The organism is Bacillus sp. BPN334 (assembly GCF_008368885.1).
In the GTDB taxonomy this organism is placed as follows: domain Bacteria; phylum Bacillota; class Bacilli; order Bacillales; family Bacillaceae_G; genus Bacillus_A; species Bacillus_A wiedmannii.
Genome location: NZ_QOZW01000012.1, coordinates 43,402 through 67,738, shown reverse-complemented (window position 1 = coordinate 67,738; position 24,337 = coordinate 43,402). Strand labels below are relative to the sequence as shown.

Annotated in this window: 30 protein-coding genes; 18 read left to right on the top strand and 12 right to left on the bottom strand. The window is 37.7% G+C overall.

All coding sequences use genetic code 11. The features are described from left to right. Positions 1–196 precede the first annotated feature (196 nt). From sufC to yunB, 8 genes are all read left to right on the top strand, one after another. Positions 197–982 carry a Fe-S cluster assembly ATPase SufC gene (sufC, locus tag DN393_RS18070; RefSeq protein ID WP_000929161.1) on the top strand — a complete coding sequence of 262 codons (786 nt, stop codon included), beginning with the start codon at positions 197–199 and terminating at the stop codon, positions 980–982. A 15-nt stretch (positions 983–997) separates the two neighbouring features. Further along, positions 998–2,290 carry a Fe-S cluster assembly protein SufD gene (gene sufD / locus DN393_RS18065; RefSeq protein WP_000152177.1) on the top strand — a complete coding sequence of 431 codons (1,293 nt, stop codon included), beginning with the start codon at positions 998–1,000 and terminating at the stop codon, positions 2,288–2,290. Then, complete coding sequence (gene sufS, locus DN393_RS18060) at positions 2,290–3,510, top strand: cysteine desulfurase SufS (protein WP_001020765.1); 1,221 nt, start codon at positions 2,290–2,292, stop codon at positions 3,508–3,510. The genes sufD and sufS overlap by 1 nt, the downstream gene beginning before the upstream one ends. After that, complete coding sequence (gene sufU / locus DN393_RS18055) at positions 3,500–3,931, top strand: Fe-S cluster assembly sulfur transfer protein SufU (RefSeq protein ID WP_000009525.1); 432 nt, start codon at positions 3,500–3,502, stop codon at positions 3,929–3,931. The genes sufS and sufU overlap by 11 nt, the downstream gene beginning before the upstream one ends. Before the next feature lie 48 nt (positions 3,932–3,979). Further along, entirely contained in the window at positions 3,980–5,377 is a 1,398-nt protein-coding gene (sufB, locus tag DN393_RS18050; protein WP_001118829.1) for a Fe-S cluster assembly protein SufB, read from the top strand. A gap of 508 nt (positions 5,378–5,885) precedes the next feature. Continuing rightward, positions 5,886–7,301, top strand: coding sequence for a bifunctional metallophosphatase/5'-nucleotidase (locus DN393_RS18045; RefSeq protein WP_370458096.1), 1,416 nt, complete (start codon positions 5,886–5,888; stop codon positions 7,299–7,301). 64 nt (positions 7,302–7,365) lie between these two features. Continuing rightward, a complete protein-coding gene (locus DN393_RS18040) occupies positions 7,366–7,668 on the top strand; it encodes a YunC family protein (protein WP_000248463.1) in 303 nt (100 codons plus the stop codon). A 54-nt stretch (positions 7,669–7,722) separates the two neighbouring features. Continuing rightward, positions 7,723–8,454 (top strand): sporulation protein YunB, encoded by a 732-nt coding sequence (yunB, locus tag DN393_RS18035; protein WP_064476285.1) that lies wholly within the window; start codon positions 7,723–7,725, stop codon positions 8,452–8,454. A gap of 36 nt (positions 8,455–8,490) precedes the next feature. On the opposite strand, the gene DN393_RS18030 is transcribed toward yunB, so the two are convergent. After that, complete coding sequence (locus DN393_RS18030; protein ID WP_000944679.1) at positions 8,491–9,474, bottom strand: M23 family metallopeptidase; 984 nt, start codon at positions 9,472–9,474, stop codon at positions 8,491–8,493. A 189-nt stretch (positions 9,475–9,663) separates the two neighbouring features. On the opposite strand from DN393_RS18030, the gene lipA reads away from it, so the two are divergent. Next, entirely contained in the window at positions 9,664–10,560 is an 897-nt protein-coding gene (gene lipA, locus DN393_RS18025; RefSeq protein WP_000166376.1) for a lipoyl synthase, read from the top strand. Positions 10,561–10,580: 20 nt separating this feature from the next. Here the strand turns inward: lipA and DN393_RS18020 are convergent, their stop codons facing one another. Next, complete coding sequence (locus DN393_RS18020; RefSeq protein ID WP_000272726.1) at positions 10,581–11,060, bottom strand: YbaK/EbsC family protein; 480 nt, start codon at positions 11,058–11,060, stop codon at positions 10,581–10,583. A 74-nt stretch (positions 11,061–11,134) separates the two neighbouring features. Continuing rightward, entirely contained in the window at positions 11,135–11,689 is a 555-nt protein-coding gene (locus DN393_RS18015; protein WP_064469505.1) for a histidine phosphatase family protein, read from the bottom strand. A 134-nt stretch (positions 11,690–11,823) separates the two neighbouring features. On the opposite strand from DN393_RS18015, the gene DN393_RS18010 reads away from it, so the two are divergent. After that, positions 11,824–12,267 (top strand): hypothetical protein, encoded by a 444-nt coding sequence (locus tag DN393_RS18010; RefSeq protein ID WP_064469504.1) that lies wholly within the window; start codon positions 11,824–11,826, stop codon positions 12,265–12,267. Between the two features lie 22 nt (positions 12,268–12,289). Here the strand turns inward: DN393_RS18010 and DN393_RS18005 are convergent, their stop codons facing one another. Then, positions 12,290–13,105: a YhfC family intramembrane metalloprotease gene (locus DN393_RS18005; protein WP_142289305.1), complete on the bottom strand. Its 816-nt coding sequence runs from the start codon at positions 13,103–13,105 to the stop codon at positions 12,290–12,292. Positions 13,106–13,204: 99 nt separating this feature from the next. On the opposite strand from DN393_RS18005, the gene DN393_RS18000 reads away from it, so the two are divergent. Further along, on the top strand, positions 13,205–13,936 hold the full coding sequence (locus tag DN393_RS18000; RefSeq protein ID WP_064476287.1) for a MerR family transcriptional regulator: 732 nt from the start codon (positions 13,205–13,207) through the stop codon (positions 13,934–13,936). Between the two features lie 41 nt (positions 13,937–13,977). On the opposite strand, the gene DN393_RS17995 is transcribed toward DN393_RS18000, so the two are convergent. After that, positions 13,978–14,550, bottom strand: a complete 573-nt coding sequence (locus DN393_RS17995) for a YhcN/YlaJ family sporulation lipoprotein (protein ID WP_149173743.1) — start codon at positions 14,548–14,550, stop codon at positions 13,978–13,980. Between the two features lie 115 nt (positions 14,551–14,665). On the opposite strand from DN393_RS17995, the gene DN393_RS17990 reads away from it, so the two are divergent. Further along, entirely contained in the window at positions 14,666–14,977 is a 312-nt protein-coding gene (locus DN393_RS17990) for a YutD family protein (protein ID WP_002008894.1), read from the top strand. Positions 14,978–15,018: 41 nt separating this feature from the next. Here DN393_RS17990 and DN393_RS17985 read toward each other — a convergent pair whose 3' ends face one another. From DN393_RS17985 to glpX, 3 genes are all read right to left on the bottom strand, one after another. Further along, positions 15,019–15,516 carry a hypothetical protein gene (locus tag DN393_RS17985; protein WP_064476288.1) on the bottom strand — a complete coding sequence of 166 codons (498 nt, stop codon included), beginning with the start codon at positions 15,514–15,516 and terminating at the stop codon, positions 15,019–15,021. A gap of 373 nt (positions 15,517–15,889) precedes the next feature. Beyond that, positions 15,890–16,156, bottom strand: coding sequence for a DUF3055 domain-containing protein (locus DN393_RS17975; RefSeq protein ID WP_000392616.1), 267 nt, complete (start codon positions 16,154–16,156; stop codon positions 15,890–15,892). A 16-nt stretch (positions 16,157–16,172) separates the two neighbouring features. Continuing rightward, positions 16,173–17,144, bottom strand: coding sequence for a class II fructose-bisphosphatase (gene glpX, locus DN393_RS17970; RefSeq protein ID WP_064476289.1), 972 nt, complete (start codon positions 17,142–17,144; stop codon positions 16,173–16,175). A 147-nt stretch (positions 17,145–17,291) separates the two neighbouring features. On the opposite strand from glpX, the gene DN393_RS17965 reads away from it, so the two are divergent. The 4 genes from DN393_RS17965 (at position 17,292) to DN393_RS17950 (ending at position 19,969) form a co-directional block, all read left to right on the top strand. Next, positions 17,292–17,732 (top strand): DUF86 domain-containing protein, encoded by a 441-nt coding sequence (locus tag DN393_RS17965; RefSeq protein ID WP_064476290.1) that lies wholly within the window; start codon positions 17,292–17,294, stop codon positions 17,730–17,732. An 86-nt stretch (positions 17,733–17,818) separates the two neighbouring features. Then, on the top strand, positions 17,819–18,451 hold the full coding sequence (locus DN393_RS17960) for a helix-turn-helix transcriptional regulator (RefSeq protein WP_064476291.1): 633 nt from the start codon (positions 17,819–17,821) through the stop codon (positions 18,449–18,451). Positions 18,452–18,558: 107 nt separating this feature from the next. After that, positions 18,559–19,323 carry a TIGR01457 family HAD-type hydrolase gene (locus tag DN393_RS17955; RefSeq protein WP_064476337.1) on the top strand — a complete coding sequence of 255 codons (765 nt, stop codon included), beginning with the start codon at positions 18,559–18,561 and terminating at the stop codon, positions 19,321–19,323. Positions 19,324–19,438: 115 nt separating this feature from the next. Next, entirely contained in the window at positions 19,439–19,969 is a 531-nt protein-coding gene (locus DN393_RS17950; protein ID WP_064476292.1) for a hypothetical protein, read from the top strand. A 32-nt stretch (positions 19,970–20,001) separates the two neighbouring features. Here DN393_RS17950 and DN393_RS17945 read toward each other — a convergent pair whose 3' ends face one another. Next, positions 20,002–20,583, bottom strand: coding sequence for an NAD(P)H-dependent oxidoreductase (locus DN393_RS17945; RefSeq protein WP_064476293.1), 582 nt, complete (start codon positions 20,581–20,583; stop codon positions 20,002–20,004). Positions 20,584–21,198: 615 nt separating this feature from the next. Between DN393_RS17945 and DN393_RS17940 the strand changes: the two genes are divergently transcribed. Further along, positions 21,199–21,678 carry a GNAT family N-acetyltransferase gene (locus tag DN393_RS17940; RefSeq protein WP_088046861.1) on the top strand — a complete coding sequence of 160 codons (480 nt, stop codon included), beginning with the start codon at positions 21,199–21,201 and terminating at the stop codon, positions 21,676–21,678. Between the two features lie 20 nt (positions 21,679–21,698). Here the strand turns inward: DN393_RS17940 and DN393_RS17935 are convergent, their stop codons facing one another. After that, positions 21,699–22,190 carry a phosphatidylglycerophosphatase A family protein gene (locus tag DN393_RS17935; protein ID WP_000665100.1) on the bottom strand — a complete coding sequence of 164 codons (492 nt, stop codon included), beginning with the start codon at positions 22,188–22,190 and terminating at the stop codon, positions 21,699–21,701. Between the two features lie 120 nt (positions 22,191–22,310). Between DN393_RS17935 and yutH the strand changes: the two genes are divergently transcribed. Then, positions 22,311–23,312: a spore coat putative kinase YutH gene (gene yutH, locus DN393_RS17930; RefSeq protein WP_149173741.1), complete on the top strand. Its 1,002-nt coding sequence runs from the start codon at positions 22,311–22,313 to the stop codon at positions 23,310–23,312. 58 nt (positions 23,313–23,370) lie between these two features. Here the strand turns inward: yutH and DN393_RS17925 are convergent, their stop codons facing one another. Together DN393_RS17925 and DN393_RS17920 are read right to left on the bottom strand one after the other, a co-directional pair. Then, complete coding sequence (locus DN393_RS17925) at positions 23,371–23,586, bottom strand: hypothetical protein (protein ID WP_064476294.1); 216 nt, start codon at positions 23,584–23,586, stop codon at positions 23,371–23,373. 313 nt (positions 23,587–23,899) lie between these two features. Further along, entirely contained in the window at positions 23,900–24,136 is a 237-nt protein-coding gene (locus tag DN393_RS17920) for a NifU family protein (RefSeq protein WP_000431158.1), read from the bottom strand. Positions 24,137–24,337 lie beyond the last annotated feature (201 nt).

Below are 24,337 nucleotides of genomic sequence, written 5' to 3'. Positions count from 1 at the left end.
ATATAAATAAGAAGAAAGGTGTATCATATAAGGATGCAAGGGAAATACTTATATACATTTGTGAAAAAATTGTTACTTTTTTTCGTCGTTTGCGATATCATTTTATTTGATATAAGATTAGAATGAGAATAAAATGAGAATATGAACGTTTTAGGAATTTTTAAAATGTATATATAGGATTAATGGAGGTATTGAGATGGCTGGTTCTACATTAACGGTTAAAGACTTACACGTATCAATTGATGGCAAAGAAATTTTAAAAGGTGTAAACCTTGAAGTAAAAGGTGGAGAAATCCACGCAATTATGGGACCTAACGGAACAGGTAAATCAACTTTATCTTCTGCGATTATGGGTCACCCAAAGTATGAAGTAACAGAAGGTAGCATCATCATCGACGGTGAAGATGTATTAGAAATGGAAGTAGACGAGCGCGCACAAGCAGGTCTATTCCTAGCAATGCAATATCCAAGTGAAATTAGCGGAGTAACAAACGCTGACTTCTTACGTTCTGCAATTAATGCACGTCGTGAAGAGGGCGATGAAATTTCTCTTATGAAATTTATCCGTACATTAGATAAAAACATGGAATTCCTAGAAATGGATCCAGAAATGGCACAACGTTACTTAAACGAAGGTTTCTCTGGTGGAGAGAAAAAACGTAACGAAATTCTTCAATTAATGATGATTGAGCCAAAAATCGCAATCTTAGATGAAATCGACTCAGGTCTTGATATCGATGCATTAAAAGTTGTATCTAAAGGTATTAACCAAATGCGCGGCGAAGATTTCGGTTGCCTAATGATTACGCATTACCAACGTTTATTAAACTACATCACTCCAGACTTCGTTCACGTTATGATGAACGGTCGTATCGTTAAATCTGGTGGCCCTGAGCTTGCACAACGTCTAGAAGCTGAAGGTTACGACTGGATTAAAAAAGAATTAGGTATTGAAGACGAAACAGCAGAGCAAGAAGCGTAAGAGAGGAGCATAAACATGACAATCGGTACATTACCTTTCGATCAAGAAACAATCCGTCAGCGCGCAAGCGAAGTAAACGAAGCTGCTTGGTTGACTGAGTTCCGCTTACAAGCTCTTGCACAAGCAACTGAACTTCCAATGCCAACGCCTGATAAAACGAAAATTGAAAAATGGGACTTTATCGGAAAAGGCGACGCTGCTAAGCAAGAGCCTGTAAGTTCTTTAACAGAGCTTCCAGAAGCAGTGAAAAACTTAATCGATGAAAATAACAGCGTATTAGTACAACGTACTGGTACAACTGCATTCGTTTCTTTAGCAGACGAAGCAAAAGAAAAAGGTGTTATTTTTACAGACATCGTAACAGCTGCAACAGAGCATGCTGAATTATTACAAAAGTATTTAATGAAAGACGGCGTGAAGGTAGACGAGCATCGTTTAACTGCACTTCATGCTGCATTAATCAACGGCGGTGCATTTGTATATGTTCCGAAAAACGTTGTTCTTGAAACTCCACTTCAAGCTGTATTCTTAGTAGACGGCGAAGAAGCTAACGTATATAACCACGTACTATTCGTGGCTGATGCGAACAGTACTGCAACTTATGTAGAAAACTACGTTGCAAATGAAAATGCTAAAGGTATTGCAAATATCGTAGCAGAAGTAATCGTGGAACAAGGCGCACAAGTGAAGTTCGGTGCGGTTGATCTATTAGCAAAAGATGTAACAACTTACGTTAACCGCCGCGGTGTAGTTGGACGCGACGGCCGCATTGATTGGGCTCTAGGCCTTATGAATGACGGAAACACAATTTCAGAGAACGTTACGAACTTAATGGGCGACGGTTCATATGCTGATACGAAAACAGTAACAATTGGCCGTGGTAACCAAACGCAAAACTTTACAACTAAAGTTGTTCACTTCGGTAAACACTCTGAAGGTTGGATTTTAAAACACGGTGTACAAAAAGATAGTGCAACATCTATCTTTAACGGAATTGGTAAGATTGAACACGGTGCATCTAAATCAAATGCACAACAATCTTCTCGCGTTCTTATGTTAGATGAAAAAGCTCGCGGTGATGCAAACCCAATTCTTTTAATCGACGAAGATGATGTAATGGCAGGTCACGCAGCTTCAGTAGGCCGCGTAGATCCGTACCAATTATACTACTTGATGAGCCGTGGTATTCCAAAACGCGAAGCAGAACGTTTAGTCATCCATGGATTTTTAGCACCTGTAGTAAATGAGCTTCCAATTGAAGGAGTAAAAGCACAGCTTGTTGAGGTAATTGAAAGGAAAGTTCGCTAATGAATATTCATGAAATACGCAAACAGTTTCCAATTCTTGATCAAAAAGTGAACGGCAAACAACTTGTATATTTCGATAGTGCAGCAACTTCTCAAAAACCAATTCAAGTAATTGAAACGTTAGAACGTTACTATAAAGAATATAATTCTAACGTGCATCGCGGTGTTCATACGCTCGGTACGAAAGCTACCGACGCGTATGAAGGTGCACGCGAGAAAGTTCGCAAGTTTATTAACGCGAAATCAATGGAAGAGATTATTTTCACGCGCGGAACGACAACTGCATTAAATACAGTAGCGGCTAGCTATGGTCTTGAAAATGTAAAAGAAGGCGATGAAATCGTTATTTCTTACATGGAGCACCATAGTAACATCATTCCGTGGCAACAAGTTGCGAAGAAAACTGGTGCAACTTTAAAATACCTTCCGCTTCAACCAGACGGTACAATTTCTTTAGAAGATGTTCGTCAAACAGTTACACCGAATACAAAAATCGTTTCTATTATGCAAGTATCAAACGTACTTGGAACGATTAACCCTGTAAAAGAAATCGGAGCAATCGCACACGAAAACGGTGCAATCATGATCGTTGATGGAGCACAAAGTGCACCTCATATGAAAGTGGATGTACAAGATTTAAACTGTGATTTCTACGCATTATCTGCTCATAAGATGTGCGGACCTACAGGTATCGGCGTATTATATGGTAAAAAAGAATTGCTGAACAATATGGAGCCAATTGAATTTGGCGGTGAAATGATTGATTTCGTAGATTTACAAGAATCTACTTGGAAAGAGCTTCCGTGGAAGTTTGAAGCAGGTACACCGATTATCGGTAATGCAATCGGACTTGGTGCGGCAATTGATTTCCTAGAAGAAATCGGTCTTCATAATATTGAAAAGCATGAACATGAATTAGCGCAATATGCTTTAGAAAGACTATCAGAAGTAGATGGCGTTACAATTTATGGTCCAAAGCATCGCGCTGGTCTTGTTACATTTAATATTGAAGACGTACATCCTCATGATGTAGCAACTGTATTAGATGTAGAAGGCATTGCGGTTCGCGCAGGACACCACTGTGCACAACCGCTTATGAAGTGGCTGAAAGCTTCTTCTACAGCACGTGCGAGCTTCTATTTATATAATACAAAAGAAGAAATTGATACATTTGTTGAATCGCTAATCAAGACAAAGGAGTATTTCACAAATGTCATTTAATAATTTAGATACGTTATACCGTCAAGTTATTATGGATCATTATAAGAATCCTCGTAACAATGGCGTGTTAGAAGATAGTGTTACTGTTAACTTGAACAATCCAACTTGCGGCGATCGTATTCAACTTACGATGAAAGTAGAAGAAGGTATTGTGCAAGAGGCGAAGTTTGAAGGAGAAGGATGTTCTATCTCAATGTCTTCAGCTTCGATGATGACACAAGCAGTAAAAGGTAAGAAAATTGAAGAGGCACTTCAGCTTTCTAAAATTTTCTCTGACATGATGCTAGGAAAAGAGTACGATGACAGCATTGATTTAGGAGATATTGAAGCATTACAAGGCGTATGCAAGTTCCCTGCACGTATTAAATGTGCAACATTAGCGTGGAAAGCGTTAGAAAAGGGCTTAAACGAAGATAAGTAATGTTAAAGGTTCCTAAAAACGAGGTTATCTAAGGAGGGACACACCAACATGGCGAAGCAACTGCCAGATATCGGCGATTATAAATATGGTTTCAAAGACAAAGACGTTTCGATTTTCCGTGCTGGACGCGGTTTAACAAAAGAAATCGTTGAAGAGATTTCACGTATGAAAGAAGAACCACAGTGGATGTTAGACTTCCGTTTAAAATCACTGGATAAGTTCTATGAAATGCCAATGCCACAATGGGGCGGCGACTTAAACGACTTAGATTTCGATGAAATTACGTACTACGTAAAACCATCTGAGAAATCTGAGAAGTCTTGGGATGAAGTACCTGAGGAAATTAAAGCGACATTTGATAAATTAGGTATTCCTGAAGCGGAGCAAAAATATTTAGCTGGTGTATCTGCACAGTACGAATCTGAAGTTGTATACCACAACATGAAAGAAGACCTAGAAGCTCTAGGAATCGTCTTCAAAGATACAGATAGCGCATTAAAAGAGAACGAAGATATTTTCCGTGAGCATTTCGGAAAAGTAATCCCACCAACAGACAACAAATTCTCTGCATTAAACTCTGCAGTTTGGTCTGGTGGATCATTCATCTACGTTCCAAAAGGTATTAAAGTGGATACACCACTTCAAGCGTACTTCCGTATTAACTCTGAAAATATGGGACAATTCGAGCGTACGCTTATCATCGTAGACGAAGGCGCACACGTACACTACGTAGAAGGTTGTACAGCACCTGTTTACACGACTAACTCACTTCACAGTGCGGTAGTAGAAATCATCATTAAGAAAGATGCATATTGCCGTTATACAACAATCCAAAACTGGGCGAACAACGTATACAACCTAGTTACAAAACGTGCGGTTTGTGAAGAAAACGCAACGATGGAATGGATTGACGGTAACATCGGATCTAAATTAACGATGAAATACCCAGCAGTTATCTTAAAAGGCGAAGGCGCTCGTGGTTTAACATTATCTATCGCGATTGCTGGTAAAGGCCAACACCAAGATGCTGGTGCAAAAATGATTCACTTAGCACCAAACACGTCTTCAACAATCGTTTCTAAATCGATTGCGAAGCATGGTGGTAAAGTAACTTACCGTGGTATCGTACAATTCGGACCAAAAGCGAAAAACTCTCGCTCTAACATCGAGTGTGACACGTTAATCATGGATAACCAATCTACATCTGATACAATTCCTTACAACGAAATCAAAAACGATTACGTTTCACTTGAACACGAAGCGAAAGTATCGAAAGTATCAGAAGAACAATTATTCTACCTAATGAGCCGCGGTATTTCTGAGCAAGAAGCTACAGAAATGATCGTAATGGGCTTCATTGAGCCATTCACACGTGAACTTCCAATGGAATACGCAGTTGAAATGAACCGCCTAATCAAGTTTGAGATGGAAGGTTCTATTGGTTAATAGATAAAGTGGAAGCGCCCTGCAATGCAGGGCGCTTTTTTATGTTGTGCTGGGGTCTATTCAGTTCAGTCCAGGTAGGGATACCTGGGTGGATGTTCGGTTAAATATATCAACGATTTTTTAAATATATCGATCATAACTCGGAATATATCGACGATTCGACAAAGTAAGACAAAAGAAATTCTTCATATACCCCGCAACATTTTATATGAAAAGAGAACAACTGGAAGTAAGGCAAAGATATTGATAAACCCACTGGATAATCCAATCGCCCCCGACCTACCGAACTCTCTGTTAAACTTTTTGACAAATCCCCCGAACCCCAACCCAACCATCTAGAATCCTTCCAAACAATAGAAAAAGTTTTCATATCAAAAAGGGCAATCTTTTGCTTTTTCTCACAATGCGAGTACAATGTAAAATAGCAAGAAAAGACGAAAAGTATTTACAGGATTATTGCGTACGTGTAGCGTAAATGGCAGTAAGGAACTGAGAGGAGGTTTTTTCTCTGAATATAAATAAAGAAACAATCATCCACCTTTATCATACAAACGATATACATAGTCATTTTGAAAATTGGCCGCAAATTTCTCGGTTTGTACAAGGGGAGAAAAAGCGAAGACAGGAAGCGGGAGAGACCGTTTTGACGGTTGATATCGGCGATCATGTGGATCGTTTTCATAGTATTTCGGAAGCGACGAATGGACTTGGCAATACTAAGCTTTTGAATGAGGCGTTATATGATTATGTAACAATCGGAAATAATGAAGGAATTACGTTAGCGAAGGAGCATTTGAATCGTCTATATGATGATGCTGGATTTGAGGTGCTCGTTGCGAATTTATTTGAAAAAGAAGGTGTACGTCCGGAGTGGGCAAAGCCTTATAAATTACATACAACGACAGATGGGGTTACGATTGCCTTTATCGGGTTAACGGTAGCTTATCCAGAGTTTTATCATATGCTCGATTGGCATATTGAAGATCCACTTATCCATTTAGAGTCTATTTTAGAAGAAGTGCGAGATGAGGCTCATATTACGGTTGTCCTTTCTCATCTTGGAAAAAGCATGGATGAGTATATGGCAGAGCATTATGATATAGATGTTATTTTAGGTGCACATACGCACCATTTATTTGAGCGTGGAGTTCTCATGAATAATACTTTACTTTGTTGTTGTGAAAAGTGGGGACGTTACGTTGGGCACGTTCAGCTTACTGTGGATAAAGAGACGAAGAAGTTATTGAAAAAGGACGGTAGGGCGATTAAAACAGAACGTTTAGGTGCTTATAGCAAACCGTTATCCACAATTGAAATGCTGCAGGAAGAAAGTAAACATATTATGGCAGAGCCTGTCGTTCATTTAAAGGAATCATTACCGATCGATTGGTTTCATGAGACATCATTTTCTCACATGTTAGCAAATGCGCTGAAAACGTGGTGCGATGCAGAGATTGGCATGGTGAACGCTGGTGTACTTCTTGAAGGATTAGAAGAAGGTGTTGTGACGCGCGGAGATATTCACAGAATTTGTCCACATCCAATTAATCCATGTTTATTAAAAGTGCCAGGAAAAACGTTACGAGAAGTTATTTTGAAAGCACGTCGCCCGAATATGGAGAACCTTGAGGTAAAAGGATTCGGATTTCGCGGAAAAGTGATGGGAAAAATGATTTATGCTGGTGTAGAGGTCATTCCAGATACGATTCCTGGGAATAAAATTTTACTCGAAGATGTATTGATTAACGGGGAATCGCTGGAATTAGATCGTATATATACGGTAGGAACGATTGATATGTTTACGTTCGGATACTTATACCCAGAGCTATCCACACTTTCTGACAAACAATATTATATGCCAGAGTTACTCAGAGATGTGTTAACAGACGTGTTGATAACTCATACATCTTCCGTCAAACTATAGGCTAGTTACTTGTAACACTCATTTTTCTCTTGTCATACAGATAAGAAAGAGAGGGGTGTGAACTATGGTTAATGTGGAGCCAATTATAATTGATAATTATACGTTTATTGCGGTTAGCGTCAAACTTCCAAAGACAAATTTGCTAGCTGTAATGAGCGATAAAGGATATATTATGTGCGGTGCATTAGATGTAGGTCTTTTAAATGAGAAGTTAGGGGATCGAGGAATTATTGCTGGCCGTGCGGTTGGTGTAAGAACGATTGAACAGCTTCTTGAAGCACCGCTAGAATCAGTAACGATTGAAGCCGAAGCTTTAGGTATTACGGCAGGCACAATTGGAAAAGAAGCATTATTAAAAATGAGATAAGCATATATCGTCCCTCCTTCTTGCATAGAAATGATATAAGAAGGAGGTTTTTTTATGAGTATATTTCGTTCGAAAAATTCGCGGTTTCGAAGGGGGCCTATTTCCTTTCGGTACATACTGCTTATGTCGTTTATTCTTTTTGTTATATTACTCGTGCAAGGATTATGGATTGTGAATAGTAGCATTCAGCCAACATTACTTAAATATGGAGAAGTAGAGACGCATAAAATGGCGACAGCGATTATGACAAAGGCGGTAAAAGATAGAATTAATGAAGGATTCGATGTCGATTCATTAATGAAAGTACAAAATGATAAAAACGGGAAAGTATCCACAATTAATTTAAATACGAAGCAAGTAAATGAAATCGTAACATCAACGACCACATACATAGAAAAATATTTACAGCAAGTAGAACAAGGTGATTTGAAGGGGCTAGGTATTTCTGAAAAAAATGGAGCAACGATGGCAGTTCCTTTTGGTCGTGTAACGGATAATGCGCTTCTTGGAAATATAGGTCCCGATATTCCAATCGATTTCACGACGATTGGTCATGTGAATACGGATATTAAACAAAAAATTGAACCGCACGGGATCAATACGACAGCGATTCAAATTATTATGGAGATGGAAGTCACGTTGCAAGTGATTATTCCATTTCATACGAAAGAAATAACAGTGAAGCAAGACGTTCCGATTGCAACGCGCATTGTTCAAGGGGAAGTACCTACTTATTATGGAAGCGGGAGTGTTGTTGTACCTGATAAAAAGAAAACGGATAGTTAGCCGAATTTAAAAAATAACCGTAGCATATTGCTACGGTTATCGCTTTGTATTCGCGCGTTCTTTTCGCTCCCAAAGACTTAAATGCATGTATGGATCGAAAGCCCATTCTGTATAACCATTGTCTTTATACATGCCGAAATGTAGGTGGGGCGGGAATTTTCCAGCTGTGCCGGGAGGGCCGTAACCGGTGCTACCGACAAATCCGATTACTTTTCCGGGCTCAACAATTTGTCCAAGCTGTATTTCCTTTGAGAATCCGCCTAAATGAGCGTAATAATGGTAGTTATTATGAAGGTCACGAATGCCGATGCGCCATCCGCCAAGACGGTTCCAGCCTTTTGTTTCAATAATGCCATAGCAAGTGGATCTTACTGGTACGCCGTAGCCTGCAAAAATATCGGTTCCTTCATGAACCCTCCTTCCCCCGAAACTTCTTCCAGCACCGAAAGTACTACGGTAGCTATGATCACTACGAATCGGGAGAGGGAAAGCATTTCCTTCTAAATTAATACGTCCATAATGTTTATAAATACGGGCGTATTCGGTAATTAATTCAACTGTTTTCGCACGTCTATAATATTCCCAAAGCATAATGTGAATACGGTCTTCGGACGGTCCTTGTTTCTTTAAAATCGTTGCTGCTGTATGCAAAAGATCACGGTCGTTATTTGCATTTGCAAATCCATCTTTGTCACCATCTAAACCCATCCCGCCAAATAGAGAAATTGTATGGGGAAGAGTGTCGTTAATATTAACGGGTCCAGCCCATATTTCTGGTTTGAAATAAAGGGAAATGATGGCATCTGGTTTTTTCGGAATATCTTTTCTTACGCTCCGTATATTTCTTTCATATTGATCCATTGCAGCTAAGTAATACCACGGAATGCCTGAAGATTGCTCGGTTTCTTTATATAGTGCCATGCGCTTTTCGTATATGCTTTGCTGATTATCTTCACCGTAAGCGATGTTTTGGTGGAGAAGAAAGCAAATCGAAAGCAAAAGAGAAATTTTTCGAAGCATGAAATAGACTCCTTTCACAACATCACTCTTTTTAGTGTGGGATATACGGAGTATTTCATTATAGGGAACGATTGGAAAAAATCTTAGAATCTTCATTTGAGCAAATCGCTTTCATACGTTAGAATAGATATGTTACATTGAAAGAAGCGAACACGGTAAACTATTTCATATTGTGCGGAGTTGATAACCATGACAAAACAAACAGAATATAAGCGCAAGCCCGAATGGTTGAAAATTAAGTTAAACACGAATGAAAACTATACAGGCTTAAAGAAAATGATGCGTTCTAAGAATCTTCATACAGTTTGTGAAGAAGCGAAATGTCCGAATATTCATGAATGCTGGGCTGTAAGGAAAACAGCAACATTTATGATCTTAGGTGCGGTTTGTACACGTGCTTGTCGTTTTTGTGCGGTTAAAACAGGCTTACCAACTGAGCTTGATTTACAAGAGCCAGAACGCGTAGCAGATTCTGTAGTACAAATGGGCTTAAAGCACGTTGTTATAACAGCGGTTGCACGTGATGATTTAAAGGACGGCGGAGCAGCTGTTTTTGCTGAAACAGTACGCGCTGTTCGTCGCAAAAACCCATTTACGTCAATCGAAGTATTACCATCTGATATGGGTGGAGTAGAAGAAAACTTAAAAATGTTAATGGATGCAAAACCAGATATTTTAAACCATAACATTGAAACAGTACGTCGATTATCTAACCGAGTTCGCGCTAGAGCAAAATATGACCGTTCATTAGAGTTTTTACGTCGAGCGAAAGAAATGCAGCCTGATATTCCAACTAAATCGAGCATTATGGTGGGCTTAGGTGAAACGAGAGAAGATTTAATTGAAGCAATGGATGACTTACGTGCAAACAATGTGGATATTTTAACTCTTGGACAATACCTACAACCATCTAAGAAGCATTTACCAGTTCTTAAATATTACCCACCAGCAGAATTTGCAGAGCTTAAAGAAATTGCACTTAGTAAAGGATTTAGTCACTGTGAAGCTGGCCCACTTGTACGTTCTTCTTACCATGCGGACGAGCAAGTTCGTTCTGCAAAAGAAAAAGTAGCAGAAGCAAAATAATGACAAAAGAGAGCTAATGATTAGCTCTCTTTTTGTTTATATTCTAAAACAGTATTTGGGCATGTTAATAAGATTTTCTTTAATTCCTCTGTGGATAATTCAATTGTAAATTCAGGTACACCAGGTGTAATTAAAATTTTATCGTAAGCATAAATAGCACTATCCACAATAATCGTTACATGTTGTGAATAACCGAAAGGAGCTACACATCCTGGCGTACAGCCTGTTTCTTCTCTTAGCTCATCAGGAGAACAGAGAGATAAGCTTTCTCCAGTTATTTCTTTCATCTCTCCTCGGTTGAGCCTTGTGCCCTCTAACGTGAAAAATACGTAATAATCTCCAGACTTTGATTTTAAAAATAAGCTTTTACTTGGAGTGCCGTGTAAGCCAAGCCTTTCACGTACGATACGATCTGTTTCATAATCGAGTACTGGTTCGTGTTCAAACTTTTCGTAAGAAGCATTTGTTTTATGTAGTAAAGCAAGTACATCTTCGTACATATGGAGTGATACCCCTTTCTATTGTTAGTACAGTTTCTTCTCGTGGCGTCAACTGAATGTGTTGGAAAGAGATATTACTTGGACGGTGCTCCCCATAATCGTTTTAGGATACATTGTTTATCGAGTGTAATTTCGTAAATATCAGGATTCGTTAAAGCTCTCCATTCAATAAAGCCGATCGTATGATCAAAGTGCTTTAAAATGAGCGTGAGTAAGTTGCCGTGTGTAACGAGTAGTGTTGTAGTATGGTTTAACTTTAAAACGTCTTGGATAAGTGATATAGCTCGATCCGTCGCTTGTTTTGTAGACTCTCCGCCTGAAAAGGCAATATCTATATTTGTAAAAGTAGATTCTAGTTTTTGCAACCAATCATCCATTGGAACGTCGCTTAATATGCGTTCAGCTAATCGTTCATCTTCTTGGATAGACAAGTTAGCTTGAAGCGCATAGGGCCGAATAGAATCGATAGCTCGCACAAATGGGCTTGAAATAATATGATCTATTTGTGGTTGGTTTTCTAAGAGGAATGTAGCAAGAGTGTTTGCTTGATTTTTTCCTGCAATCGTTAATTCGGCATCACGTTCTTGTCCAGTTGCTGAACAATGTCGTATTACAATCAATTTCTTCATAATTCATCCCCATCTTTCAAGTTGACGCTATATACTTCGACAAATGTGGAAAAAATTCCTTTTTATTGGAAACGGCATATTGATCTAAATATGTGGAAAAGTAATGTGGATAAATGAATATTTGAGGTGTAATGATGAAAAAAATGATATGTATTATATTCGGTCTTTGTTTTTTTATACACTTGTCCACAACATATGCAGAATCCAATCAAAAATTAAATTATCCAAGCAATCGAAATAAATCGTTTGTGAGTGAGGGTGTGTTTTACGAACAGTTAGATAAGAAAATCTATAAAGAATACAACAATGCAACATATAGCGTTCGGAAAAAGATTTTATTTAAAGAAGTGCCCGATGAAGAATTTTCTTTCAGGCAAAAAACAGCCGTGGGTTGCCGGGGTGAAGTGGTGCTTCAAGATATTTTTATTCACCCTGATCGCCAAGTTTATTTTTTCGCTTCCTTTTCTCAAAATGAAGTAGACGAATTTCATAAGTACATTGTTATAGATGCAGAAACAAAGAAGGAGCTGCGAGAGGGCAAAAGTTATCATCATTACGATAATCCATATAAAAAATAACCCACCAACTGGTGGGTTATTTTTACGCCGGTACACTCATTAATTTCGCTTTCATTTTACGAATAAGAATGACAGCACCAATTGTGAAGAGAAGGGTAATTCCTTCTGCGACGAAGATGTTAATTGTTTTTGTTTGGTAAAGCGCCGCGAAAAAGTCTACAAATGCGTGGAATAATATAGCGTAAACAAGGAAGATATATTTCTTCTGTTTTACAGCGAATAAGACAAGCATTGTAAAGGCAATTTGTAATACAAGGGCCATAATTCTTTCCAAGCTGCCAAGGAAGTATAAATAAGCAGGTTGTTCTATTAACATATCCTTTACAACATTTAATTGTGGTAGTTTTTCTGCCATTTGAGCGAAGCTACCATTGTTAATAGCATTAGCGAATATAAGTGTCTGCAAGGCAGAGAATCCGCCAACTAAAATGGATTCAATCCCGCCATGACCAATTCCATAAGCGAAGCCATCTTTATATTCTAGATATTTTTTTAGTAGGAAGAAGAAGGCAACGAAGCGTCCTAATTCTTCAAAAATACCAGCAGTTAGTCCGCCATAAATTGCAAAGACAAACGGATTTTCTAAAAATGGAGCGATTGCTGGATTACCGCGCATAAATAGGTGGAACGGTGTTTCGAGAATTTGGGTAAATCCAATAAAGATAAGAACACCAACGCCGACCACTTTCCAATTAATATTATATTTTTTACGGAAATAAACGAGTACAACAATTGGGACCAGAACCGAAACAACGAGTTGAAATATGATGCTGGCAATTACAGTATTTGAAACCATACTTTCACCGCTTTCTAATATATGTACATATCTATTATGCATGAAATATGGGAGAGATGAAACTTTTAACAAAAAATGAATGTACTTATTGACTCTAACGTTGCGTCATACTTTATCGTATGTATTAAGGGGGAGATACACATGACAATGAAGGTAAAGGAAGTAGCTAATTTAGTTGGAATTAGTGTGCGCACACTGCATCATTACGATGAAATTGGGTTATTAACCCCAGACGAGACGACAGAGTCTGGATATCGTCTGTATTCCAATGAAAATTTAGAGACATTGCAGCAAATTTTATTTTTTAAAGAACTAGGCTTCCCTTTAAAGAAAATTAAAGAAATTATCATGAGTCCATCATTTGACCACGAAGAAGCACTACAGCTTCACAAGAAAATGCTTCTTGAAAAGCGTGCTAGGTTAGATAAAGTGATTGCGACGATTGATAAAACAATTCAGCATACAAAAGGAGAGATTGAAATGACGAATAAAGAGAAATTTGAAGGCTTCGATTTCAGCCATAATCCGTACGAAGAAGAAGCGCGTGAACGATGGGGAGACGCAGCTGTAGATAAAGCGAATGAATACGCGAAAGGTATGTCAAAAGACAATCAAGAAGAGTTTAATACGATTTATAGAAATTTGGCGGCGCTTAGACACGGCGCACCAGATTCTAAAGAGGCACAAGAAGCAATCGGGGTATGGTACGATTACTTGCAAAACTTCGGAGAATATTCATTAGATGCTTTTAAAGGACTCGGTCAAATGTATGTCGCTGATGAGCGCTTTACGAAAAATATCGATAAGTTTGGTGAGGGGTTAGCACAGTTTATGTGTGATGCGATGGAGGTTTATGCGGATTGTAAGAAATAGTAAAAAAGGTGGAGGTTTTCTCCACCTTCTTTATTTTTTTATCATATCATATCATTCAAAGTCTGATCCCCCGTATTGTTCAAATGAGGATTTTTGCTCATTTCTCGCTTTAGCATATCAAGGCTTTGTGTATATTCTGTATCATTTAACGCGCCAGATTGAAGCCCTTGAATTTGAGAAATCAACTTTTGGTCTGTTGATACATATGCTTTATAATAGCGAGGGACGATGGACAAAGCAGCTTTATATACTTGATCTGCTACGAGTTTTGGATCCGTTGTGTTTGCACGGTATACAACAAATACTTCATCATCGGTAACGAGCGTAGCAGCGTTTGTAACGTCAGGAAGTTTGACTGTCATGCTTGTAATCATTTCAGCGACTTTCTCGCGGTTAATGGCTCCTACTTGTTTGTTAGATACTTCATGTTTTTGTTTAGATGAATAACCGACTCTTGTAAGCCGTGTATTTGTATTTTCCGTATGATACATGTCGTTTTTATTGGAAACAAGAACACGACTTCCTTCTTCACGTTCCATTTCGGCTTTATTCGTTGATTGACAGCCTGCAAATAAGGAAAGAGTGAGGAGAGAGAGTATAATTTGTTTTTTCACGATGTATCACCTCCTTCTCCATAGTATGCACTAATTTTCAATTTTTTGTATTTGAAATTGTTGGTTGGTATGCTTTGTGATACGATAAAAAGAAGAATGCTTAGAGAGGAAGTTAATGATGGAGCAAAAGCAAGAGCAAGAGATGCATGCTACGGTGAGCATTAATAATGTGCAGTACGAAGTAATTAAAAACTTTCGTGACGGTTTTAGTGAAGAAGCATTTAAAGAGCGTTATGCAGAAATTTTAAATAAATATGATTATATCGTTGGGGACTGGGGTTATGAGCAACTTAGATTGCGCGGTTTCTTTGATGATAGTAATCAACGTTCGACATATGATACGAAAATTAGTACGTTAACGGAGTATTTATACGAGTACTGTAACTTCGGTTGTGCACACTTTGTATTACGAAAAGTGAAGAAATAAAAAAATCCTCTTACGATTGTAAGAGGATTTTTTTTACTTGCTCACAAACAAATTGAAATAGAATCACCTTCAGAAAGTATTGCATTTGGTTTCATTTGTTGTCCGTTCAATTGAATATCCCCATTTTTAATTTTATCCACAATGCGTGTACGGCTCCAGTCAGAAATATATGTGGATAAAGCTTTATCGATTCGGTGGGAACCGAAAACGATATCTAATACGATTGTAATTTCAGCTACGCCACTTTCTTTATGATGTGTAATGGAAATGGTAGTAGTTGTTTCTGTTTGATCTTGCGTATTCATGTCGACTGTTTCCACATGATCAGTAAATGATTTATAAATACGAAGTTTTTGGTTCCAAGTATGATCTTTCGGACATTTATAAATGGCAAAACGATATATATTTTTTCCGTTGGCGTTATGCCTACGAATATTCGTGTCAGTAAATAGGGTAGTGCGTCTGCAATTTTTACAATACTTTTCGATTGTATTTTGCTCATTTTCATATAAACTCCAAGAAAGTTGTACTTTCTGCATTTTCCTTCACCTCTTATAGTAGTGGTAAAGGAACGTAATACAGCTATTTGGATGTCTTGTAGTATGAAGACATGAGAAATAGACAAAAATAAAAGGAGGTTCCCCAAAGAGGAACCTCCGTAAACATCATACTACAGATGCGTTACGTTCCTTTGTAATGGGAATGGGCAGATTACTCCCTTGAAAAAGCATGGTGCTTTTTTGAGAGTAATGCTATCCAATTGCTGGTCCATTACAAAGTAAATGTTGGCATACGTAGATAACGTCCTTTTTATCCAAATAGATTTATTCTTAATTATAACATAGAAGATTGAAAATTCAAAACTCTTATAACGGAAAAACACCAGCTAACATAGCTGGTGCCTACGATAAATTATATAAGTTCAAATAAAAATGAGCGTAGTTCTTCTGCAATTTCTTCAGTCATCGAAAATGCATGCTCTAAGTAGCCTGGTTCGTTTAAATCGTCAGGACCGATGATTGCAAATCTATTGCGCTGCATATCAAGGACAATTGTTTTACCGTAATGACGATCGGAGTATAAAAGCGCTAAATCATGACGCTCATTTTCTCCCATAAAGCTAACGAAACGAGTTCTTGTAGCGACTGTATCGTCGTACAGAAAGAAACGTTCTTCCATACACATGGCTCCTTTATTAAATATCTAAGTTTAAGTGTGGTTTATGATCTAAATGGTGATGCGTTTTAATGAATCGTACCGTTCTTGTTTTGTAACGCATAACGATAGAATATGTTTCAGCTAAATCTCCGCCAAGGAATTTCACACCGTCTAATAACTCACCAGCAGATACACCAGTTGCTGAGAAGATTGCATCATCCCCAGATACTAAGTCATCTAACATAAGCAGTTGACGAGGATCTTCTAATCCCATTTCACGACAACGTGCTTCTTCTTCTTCGTTCATTGGAACTAAGCGAGCTTGCATTTCACCTTCAAGGCATTTTAATGCTGCTGCAGAAATAACACCTTCTGGAGCTCCGCCAATACCTACGAATAAATCAATACCCGTTCCAGGTAGTGCTGTTGCGATTGACGCACCAACATCACCATCACCAAATAACTTTACGCGTGCACCTTTTGCACGAACACGTTCAATAATATCTTGATGACGTTCACGTTCTTGCACGATAACTGTTAGATCGCGAATCTTTTTATTGTTAGCTTCTGCTACAATTTCAATTGTTTTTTCAATTGGATCATCTAAGCTAATTTTACCAGCTGCTTTTGGACCAACCGCGATTTTTTCCATGTACATATCAGGAGCATGAAGAAGGTTTCCTTTATCGGCGATTGCGATAACTGCCATTGCATTTGCAAGACCTTTTGCAACGATGTTTGTACCTTCTAATGGGTCAACGGCGATGTCTACTTCTGGACCGTTACCTGTTCCTAGTTCTTCACCAATATACAACATCGGTGCTTCATCAAGTTCTCCTTCACCGATTACAACTGTACCTGCCATGTTTACTGAATCAAACATATCACGCATTGCTGTAGTTGCTGCATCATCTGCTTCGTTTTTCTTTCCGCGGCCCATCCACTGTGCGGATGCTAATGCTGCTGCTTCTGTTACACGGACAATTTCTAGTGCGAGTTCACGTTCCAAGATTCCATTCCTCCAATTTCAAAAATCATACAAATATAACTATAACAAATAACGGAGAAAAGGTGAATTCGAAAAATTGTCGATTTTTTCAGAAGAAAGCGTTACAATTAAAATGTAAATGCTTTAATTTCCAGGTAGGTGACATTCATGTATTTTGTAGACAGAAAGAAAATAGAACAAATGCTAGTATGTTTAGAACGAGCAACAAGTACATTTCAAGAGAAAAAGATATATGAAACCGAGTTTGAATTTTACGCATTAGAACGCATAGCCCATCTAATTATTGATTGTGTATTAGATGTAGGGAATGCGATGATTGATGGATTTATTATGCGCGATCCAGGAAGTTATGAAGATATTATCGACATTTTGATGGACGAGCGAGTGATAAGTGCAGAAGAAGGAAGAGGAATGAAAGAAATTATCCTTCTTCGAAAAATGCTTACGCAAGATTATATTCAAATGAATCATGATGAATTATATAAGACGATTCAAAAACATATTGCAGTGGTAGAGAAATACCCAGCAAATATTCGCAGTTATTTAGAGAAGGAATTAGGACCTGTATCTGCATTTGTACCAGAATAATTATGCTTATAAGATCCCCAGGACTATCTTTTGGGGATCTTATATTGTATGTGAGAAAGTAAAGGGAGAAGGGAGAAGGGTGAAGCATGGGGGAAGCACGTACGACGAAAGATGAAATTGTGCAATTGTTGAAAGTAAAGGGAGAGCACACGGTAGCGGAATTAGCTGATGTTTTAGAGATTACAGAAATGGCGATTCGAAGACATTTAAGTAATCTTGAGAAAGATGGTTTCATTTATTCTAAGATGGTAAGACAACATGTCGGAAGACCAACTTATTTGTATGGATTAAGTGAAAAGGGAGAAGATACATTCCCGAAAGAGTATAAGCAATTTGCGATTGATATGCTAGAAGATTTAGCTCGAATGGGTGATGAAAAAATACTTAGTCACATTTTAAAAGAGAGAACGAAGCGAATGGAAGACCAGTTGCAAAAGCGAGTGAGTAATCAGAAGAGTTTAGCATATAAAGTGCAAGAGATAGCAGCTATGCAAGAGAAAAATGGTTATATGGTTCAAATAAAGAGAGATGGAGAGAACTCTTTCGTAATTGAAAAACAAAACTGTCCGTTAAAAGAAATTGCAGAGAGATTCCCGCAAGTATGCGAAGATGAAAAAGAGATGTATAATCGTTTATTTGCAGGAGCAGATGTAAAGACGTTGGCAAACATGTGTGAGGGCGATTGTAGTTGTTCTTACCAAGTAAAAGAGAAAAAATGAACGTTATGGGGCGCTTTAAGGTAAAGCGTTTTTTTCTTTGGAAAAAGCGGGTAATATAAGAGTGGTATGATAGGTGAGAACGTTAGCATAGAAGGAGAGACATAATGATGTATAAAGGTTACTTAATTGACTTAGACGGTACGATGTATCGCGGAGAAGAACAAATTGAAGAAGCAAGCGACTTCGTAAAAGCATTAGGAGAGCGCGGCATTCCTTATTTATTCGTTACGAATAATTCGACGCGTAAACCAGAACAAGTGGCAGAAAAACTTGTTCGTTTCGATATTCCAGCGGAAGCAGAGCAAGTATTCACAACGAGTATGGCGACAGCGAACTTTATTTATGAACGTAAACAAGATGCAAAGGTATATATGATTGGTGAAGAAGGCTTACATGATGCGCTTGTGGAAAAAGGGTTTGAACTTGTGGATGAAAATCCTGATTTCGTTGTTGTTGGTTTAGATCGTGACATCACATATGAAAAATTAGCAAAAGCTTGTCTTGCTGTGCGTAACGGCGCAACGTTTATTTCTACAAATGGAGACATTGCCATTCCGACTGAGCGCGGATTATTACCAGGTAACGGTTCATTAACATCAGTTGTAGCAGTATCAACAGGTGTGGAGCCAATCTTTATCGGAAAACCAGAATCAATCATTATGGAACAAGCGTTAAAAGTGCTTGGGATAGGAAAAGATGAAGCATTAATGGTTGGGGATAACTACGATACAGACATTTTAGCGGGAGTAAATGCTGGCATGCATACGCTTCTTGTCCACACTGGAGTCACAACTGTGGAGAAGTTAACAGAATATGAAGTACAACCAACGCAAGTTGTGCATAACTTGACGGAGTGGATTGAGAAGATGTAATGAAAAACAGGTAACCGGAAGTGGTTACCTGTTTTTTTATGCATAATTGCATATGTGCTATTGTTATATAAAATGTAAAATTTATATGTAATGATATTGAGGGGAGGGAATTAGAGTGTACTGGATGTCATGTATTATGTTTGTTTTTACATTATGTGTTTTATTTTTTGTTCTATGGAAGATATATAAAATAAATGAAATGAAAAAAAGTGTGGGAAAACTTATTGCAACATATCCACGAGTGAAGAGACGTTGGATTGCATTACTTGGACCAGCATATTTCATTGGACAATGTATGTATATATATGCTCAGTACGTAAGTGGCGATATTGATACAGCTGAACAGTTTCTTATTCAGTCGGGTAGTTATGTTGTAGCAAGTTGTTTTATGACTTTAATAGCTATCCATCTTATTAAAAGTGTACAAATATATGAAAAAGGTGTAGTAGACGGATTAAACTTTTATTCATACGAAGAATTAAAAGGCTATAAAACATCGACATGGGAAAATCCAAAAGAAAATATATTTTTATATCGCGGGCGAGAAAAAATGAATGACAATGTGAATTTACTTATTAGACAGGAAGATATGAATGAATTAGAAAGCATTCTTCAAAGATATATTCCGAAATTAATGATGAAATAAAAAACTCCGGTTTTAACAACCGGAGTTTTTTATTAGAATGCACGATTTACTACCTCTTTCACTTCTTCAAGATATTGTTTACGCACATTATCATCCACAGAAGGAACACTCGTATAGAATGTATGCTCAATTGTTTCAATGCCTGTAAACTCAAAAATACCAACATCCGCTGTTTTCTTCATTGCTTCAAACATACCGCCTGCTGTGTATGCTTCTTTCGTATTTCCCATTGTGGATAATAATAATCCTTTTTTACCGCTTAATAACTTTTCAATACCATTTTCACCGTAAGCATAAGCGAAGCCATGGCTAAATACACGGTCAACGTATCCTTTTAAAATAGCAGGAAGTCCCGCCCACCAAACTGGATAAATGAATGTAATGCTATCGGCCCAAGAGATGTGCTCTTGCTCTTCTTTAATATCTTCTGGTGTATTTCCTTGAGAAAATGAGATGAAATCGGAAGCGCCTAATACTGGATTGAAGTTTAATTCGTATAGATCACGAACGCGTACTTCATGACCTTTTTCTTCTAATTCACTTTTTACCGTTTCTAAAATTGCATGGTTGAAGCTTTCTGTATTTGGGTGTGCATAAACGATTACATGTTTCATTGCTCTTCCTCCTATTTGTGGATATGTGAATAGTTTTTTATTTATGTAACTATTATGGTTACTTCTTTTGCGGAAGTCAAATGATACATATGTATAAAAAGACGGCAAAAATCGTCTTTCTATACCCCACTCATACAAAGAACAAAGAAAACAAATAAAATGATGACAATACCAATGCCGAAATTAAATACGAGAGTACTATCCATATTATGTAACCTCCTTATTTGAAAGTAAAAAGCACTCTAGCCAAGAGTGCTTTTTTTATTTTGAGTCTACTTCAAAACTTTGAGAAAAGGGTTCATGCATGTAAAGAGTTACATTATTTTATGTGTTTATATGTTGAAATGAGTAAGTCCTTGTGAGATATAAAAAAAAGACACTCTTTCGAGTGTCTTTCATGATGACAAAATGTGCCAATTGCTTGAGTTTGATAAGGCGCTAATATCCGTTTTAACGCCTTTTCTTTGATCAAGAAGTGTAGCAACAGCGATTCAAATAAATTGTACCATTTGTTTCATAGGTGTGCGTATGTAATTATGCATATTCCAATTAGAGGGAAATGAGGCGCGAAAAATGAATGAGTATATATAGAATATTTGATTAGGAGAGAGAAGGATGGATATACATAAGTTAACGGTAGCAGAAGCAAATGAGATAAATACGTGGACGTATGAAGAACCTTATGATTTGTATAATTTTTCAGGAGAGGAAGAAGCAATAGAAGAATTATTAGATGGGACGTATTATGGCTGTTGTGACGATAAGGGAGAGTTTATCGGCTATTTTTGTTTTGGGGAAAATGCACAAGTACCAGGTGGAAGAGATGCTCATTTATATGGTGGTGAAGATGTAATTGATATCGGACTTGGCATGAAGCCAGCGTTAACAGGGAAAGGGCTGGGTAACATATTTTTTCAAGCTGGGATAGCCTTTGCAGCGAAAGAATATAAGCCGAAGATGTTTCGACTTAGTGTAGCGACATTTAATACAAGGGCGATTACGCTATATAAAAAAATAGGTTTTCAACAAGGTCCTATTTTTTTAAGCCGCGGAAGAGAATTTATGCTCATGGAATATGAAAGACCGTCAGTATGAAACTGACGGTCTTTCATATTTTATTCCGAATGCTCAGCTCTATGCGCTAAGCGGCTTGAAGCAGCGGCAGCAATTCCGCCAACGATATCATCAAGGAATGTATGCACCTTTCCAGATGATTTATCATTTAAGAATTCTAAAATACCAGGTTTTAATTTATCGATATATCCAAAGTTCGTGAAACCGATAGAGCCGTACACATTAACGATAGAAAGTGCGATCACTTCATCAATTCCGTATAAGCCTTCATCACGTTTTACGATATCTTGTAACGGCTCACTTAACATTCCTTTTTCAGCAAGAACATCGAGTTCGATACCAGTAATCAGTGCGTTTTGTACTTCACGTTTTGATAATACACGCTCAACGTTATAACGGCATTCTGACATCTCTAAATTTGGATGATATTTTTTTTGAAGAAAATGAACAAGCTCAGCAATATCGTCAATTGTTACACCGCGCTCTTGTAATAGTTGTAATGCTCTTTCTTGTAGTTGATTTGATTCTTTCATGTTTATCACCTTTTTTTCTTTTTAGTATTTGTATACGTTTCGTTGCTTTATCATGTGCATAGGCATGAAAGGCGAGCACAAGCTCATATATATAAAGAAAAACCATAGGTGGCGACTGCGATGATTCATCATATTTATGAGCATTATCACATGCATGTTAAAGAATTAATCCCCCTTGGCCCCTATAAAAGCTTTTGGATTCGCAACAAAATTTATGTACTTGTTCCAATTGGAGAAATGGAGGAAGAAGTACTTGTAGAGATGAAAAAGCTCAGTGACTATATGAACCAGCAAGGGGATATAACTGTAGCGACTTTCGTTCCGACTATACACGGCTACTATGTATGTGAGATAGAAGAACAAAATTACTGCTTATTAAAAGGTATGCGTGCGTTAGAACGACATGCTACATCATTAGGAAGTGAGCTTTCTATATTCCATAAACGAGGCGCATTCTTTCCAGAAGAAATCGAGCAATTAAGCCGCATTGGTGAATGGAAAGCGTTATGGGAAAAAAGACTCGACCAATTAGAAAAGTTTTGGCAATCACAAGTGATGAACCACCCTACAGACGTATTCGATCAATTGTTTATTGAATCCTTCCCGTATTACTTAGGAGTTGCAGAAAATGCAATTCAATATGTTGTTGATACAGAGATGGATGATACGCCGCAAATGACTGATGCAGCAACAATTTGCCAAGAACGATTCACACCTTTATTATGGCATCAAACGAAGCGCCTCAAACTTCCTTTTGATTGGGTGTATGATCACCCAACTCGAGATATGGCAGAATTAATCCGCTATATGATGATAGAAAAAAAGAAAGCCTGGGAGCAAACAATCGTTCAATTTGTTACAGACTATGAACGAAATTATTCGCTATCCTCTTTTGGTTGGCGCTTATTATTTGCAAGGCTCCTGTTCCCACTTCACTATTTTGAAACAGTCGAACGATATTACCAAACAGGAAATGAAGAACAAAAAAGCATATATAGAGATCGCTTAGAAGCCATTTTACACGATGTGAACCGCTCTGAGCAATTTATGAAGCACTTTTATGGATCACTTCGTTTACCAGTTGATAAGTTAGGTATTAGGAAATTAGATTGGCTATCTTAAAATAAAAAAGAGACCGGGTGAGGTCTCTTTTTTTTATACTACAATTGTATGTAATACATTATGCCCCTACCTGTTGATCTGTACATATATTTAAAATGAATTGATGTCTTTCGATTTTTTCATTTACTTTACTCAATAATTCTTGCTGGATTTCTTTAAATAAAAATTGATAGCTTGTATTCCATGTTGGTATAACGGATGAAAGGTCTAATAAATATTCTTTTTTCTTTTCTAGTTCTTGAATTGTTAAAAAAGTGTTTCCCATTCTTGGCATGTGTCGTCCCCCTATGTTTTTTTCTGTATATGTGTGAACGATTCTATAGTATTAATTATCTCACTTTTTGAGAAGGATTTCCAATTTTGTTTTATGATGTTAAAGGAGAAGTGTTATTTGAATAAAAAAAGAGACCCATTTGGGTCTCTTCCTAGGAAGCGATTCTGAACGAGCTGCTTCCGCTTTTAGATTAATATCTAGCTTCAGCGGCTAGAACAGTCGGCCATTTCGCGCCTTCCTGTGAGGCAAAAAGCGCCTCTTCGTCAGGAGCTCCAATGACCTCCTGTTCTGAATGAGCCGCTTCCGCTTTTAATTAAAATACTTGTTCTACTTCAATAACGCCTGGTACTTCTTCAAGTAATGCGCGTTCGATACCAGCTTTTAGTGTGATTGTAGAACTTGGGCAGCTTCCGCAAGCACCCATAAGGCGTAATTTTACGATACCTTCTTCAATGTCTACTAATTCAACGTCTCCGCCATCGCGAAGTAAGAATGGACGTAATTTATCTAATACTTCTAGTACTTGTTCTTCCATATGTGGGTTTTCCATTTTTATCGACTCCTTTCATCAGTTTTATTATAATCAAGATAGAGGGGAAAATCTATTTTTTCTGTTCTTGTTTTAATGTCGAAATTTTTTATCATGTTTATAACGTGTTTTTTCAGTATAGGGGTAGGGAATAAGTTTGTAAAATGATGTGCTTATGTACTAAGACATCTGAATATACTGTTGAAACAAGAAGCGGGGGAG

Excerpts from the sequence above, each read along its gene's own strand:
- sufC (WP_000929161.1), top strand. The coding sequence starts at position 197 with ATGGCTGGTTCTACATTAACGGTTAAAGACTTACACGTATCAATTGAT.
- sufD (WP_000152177.1), top strand. The coding sequence starts at position 998 with ATGACAATCGGTACATTACCTTTCGATCAAGAAACAATCCGTCAGCGC.
- sufS (WP_001020765.1), top strand. The coding sequence starts at position 2,290 with ATGAATATTCATGAAATACGCAAACAGTTTCCAATTCTTGATCAAAAA.
- sufU (WP_000009525.1), top strand. The coding sequence starts at position 3,500 with ATGTCATTTAATAATTTAGATACGTTATACCGTCAAGTTATTATGGAT.
- sufB (WP_001118829.1), top strand. The coding sequence starts at position 3,980 with ATGGCGAAGCAACTGCCAGATATCGGCGATTATAAATATGGTTTCAAA.
- DN393_RS18040 (WP_000248463.1), top strand. The coding sequence starts at position 7,366 with ATGGTTAATGTGGAGCCAATTATAATTGATAATTATACGTTTATTGCG.
- yunB (WP_064476285.1), top strand. The coding sequence starts at position 7,723 with ATGAGTATATTTCGTTCGAAAAATTCGCGGTTTCGAAGGGGGCCTATT.
- DN393_RS18030 (WP_000944679.1), bottom strand. The coding sequence starts at position 9,474 with ATGCTTCGAAAAATTTCTCTTTTGCTTTCGATTTGCTTTCTTCTCCAC.
- lipA (WP_000166376.1), top strand. The coding sequence starts at position 9,664 with ATGACAAAACAAACAGAATATAAGCGCAAGCCCGAATGGTTGAAAATT.
- DN393_RS18020 (WP_000272726.1), bottom strand. The coding sequence starts at position 11,060 with ATGTACGAAGATGTACTTGCTTTACTACATAAAACAAATGCTTCTTAC.
- DN393_RS18015 (WP_064469505.1), bottom strand. The coding sequence starts at position 11,689 with ATGAAGAAATTGATTGTAATACGACATTGTTCAGCAACTGGACAAGAA.
- DN393_RS18010 (WP_064469504.1), top strand. The coding sequence starts at position 11,824 with ATGAAAAAAATGATATGTATTATATTCGGTCTTTGTTTTTTTATACAC.
- DN393_RS18005 (WP_142289305.1), bottom strand. The coding sequence starts at position 13,105 with ATGCATAATAGATATGTACATATATTAGAAAGCGGTGAAAGTATGGTT.
- DN393_RS18000 (WP_064476287.1), top strand. The coding sequence starts at position 13,205 with ATGACAATGAAGGTAAAGGAAGTAGCTAATTTAGTTGGAATTAGTGTG.
- DN393_RS17990 (WP_002008894.1), top strand. The coding sequence starts at position 14,666 with ATGATGGAGCAAAAGCAAGAGCAAGAGATGCATGCTACGGTGAGCATT.
- DN393_RS17985 (WP_064476288.1), bottom strand. The coding sequence starts at position 15,516 with ATGCAGAAAGTACAACTTTCTTGGAGTTTATATGAAAATGAGCAAAAT.
- DN393_RS17975 (WP_000392616.1), bottom strand. The coding sequence starts at position 16,156 with ATGGAAGAACGTTTCTTTCTGTACGACGATACAGTCGCTACAAGAACT.
- DN393_RS17965 (WP_064476290.1), top strand. The coding sequence starts at position 17,292 with ATGTATTTTGTAGACAGAAAGAAAATAGAACAAATGCTAGTATGTTTA.
- DN393_RS17960 (WP_064476291.1), top strand. The coding sequence starts at position 17,819 with ATGGGGGAAGCACGTACGACGAAAGATGAAATTGTGCAATTGTTGAAA.
- DN393_RS17955 (WP_064476337.1), top strand. The coding sequence starts at position 18,559 with ATGTATAAAGGTTACTTAATTGACTTAGACGGTACGATGTATCGCGGA.
- DN393_RS17945 (WP_064476293.1), bottom strand. The coding sequence starts at position 20,583 with ATGAAACATGTAATCGTTTATGCACACCCAAATACAGAAAGCTTCAAC.
- DN393_RS17940 (WP_088046861.1), top strand. The coding sequence starts at position 21,199 with ATGGATATACATAAGTTAACGGTAGCAGAAGCAAATGAGATAAATACG.
- DN393_RS17935 (WP_000665100.1), bottom strand. The coding sequence starts at position 22,190 with ATGAAAGAATCAAATCAACTACAAGAAAGAGCATTACAACTATTACAA.
- yutH (WP_149173741.1), top strand. The coding sequence starts at position 22,311 with ATGATTCATCATATTTATGAGCATTATCACATGCATGTTAAAGAATTA.
- DN393_RS17925 (WP_064476294.1), bottom strand. The coding sequence starts at position 23,586 with ATGCCAAGAATGGGAAACACTTTTTTAACAATTCAAGAACTAGAAAAG.
- DN393_RS17920 (WP_000431158.1), bottom strand. The coding sequence starts at position 24,136 with ATGGAAAACCCACATATGGAAGAACAAGTACTAGAAGTATTAGATAAA.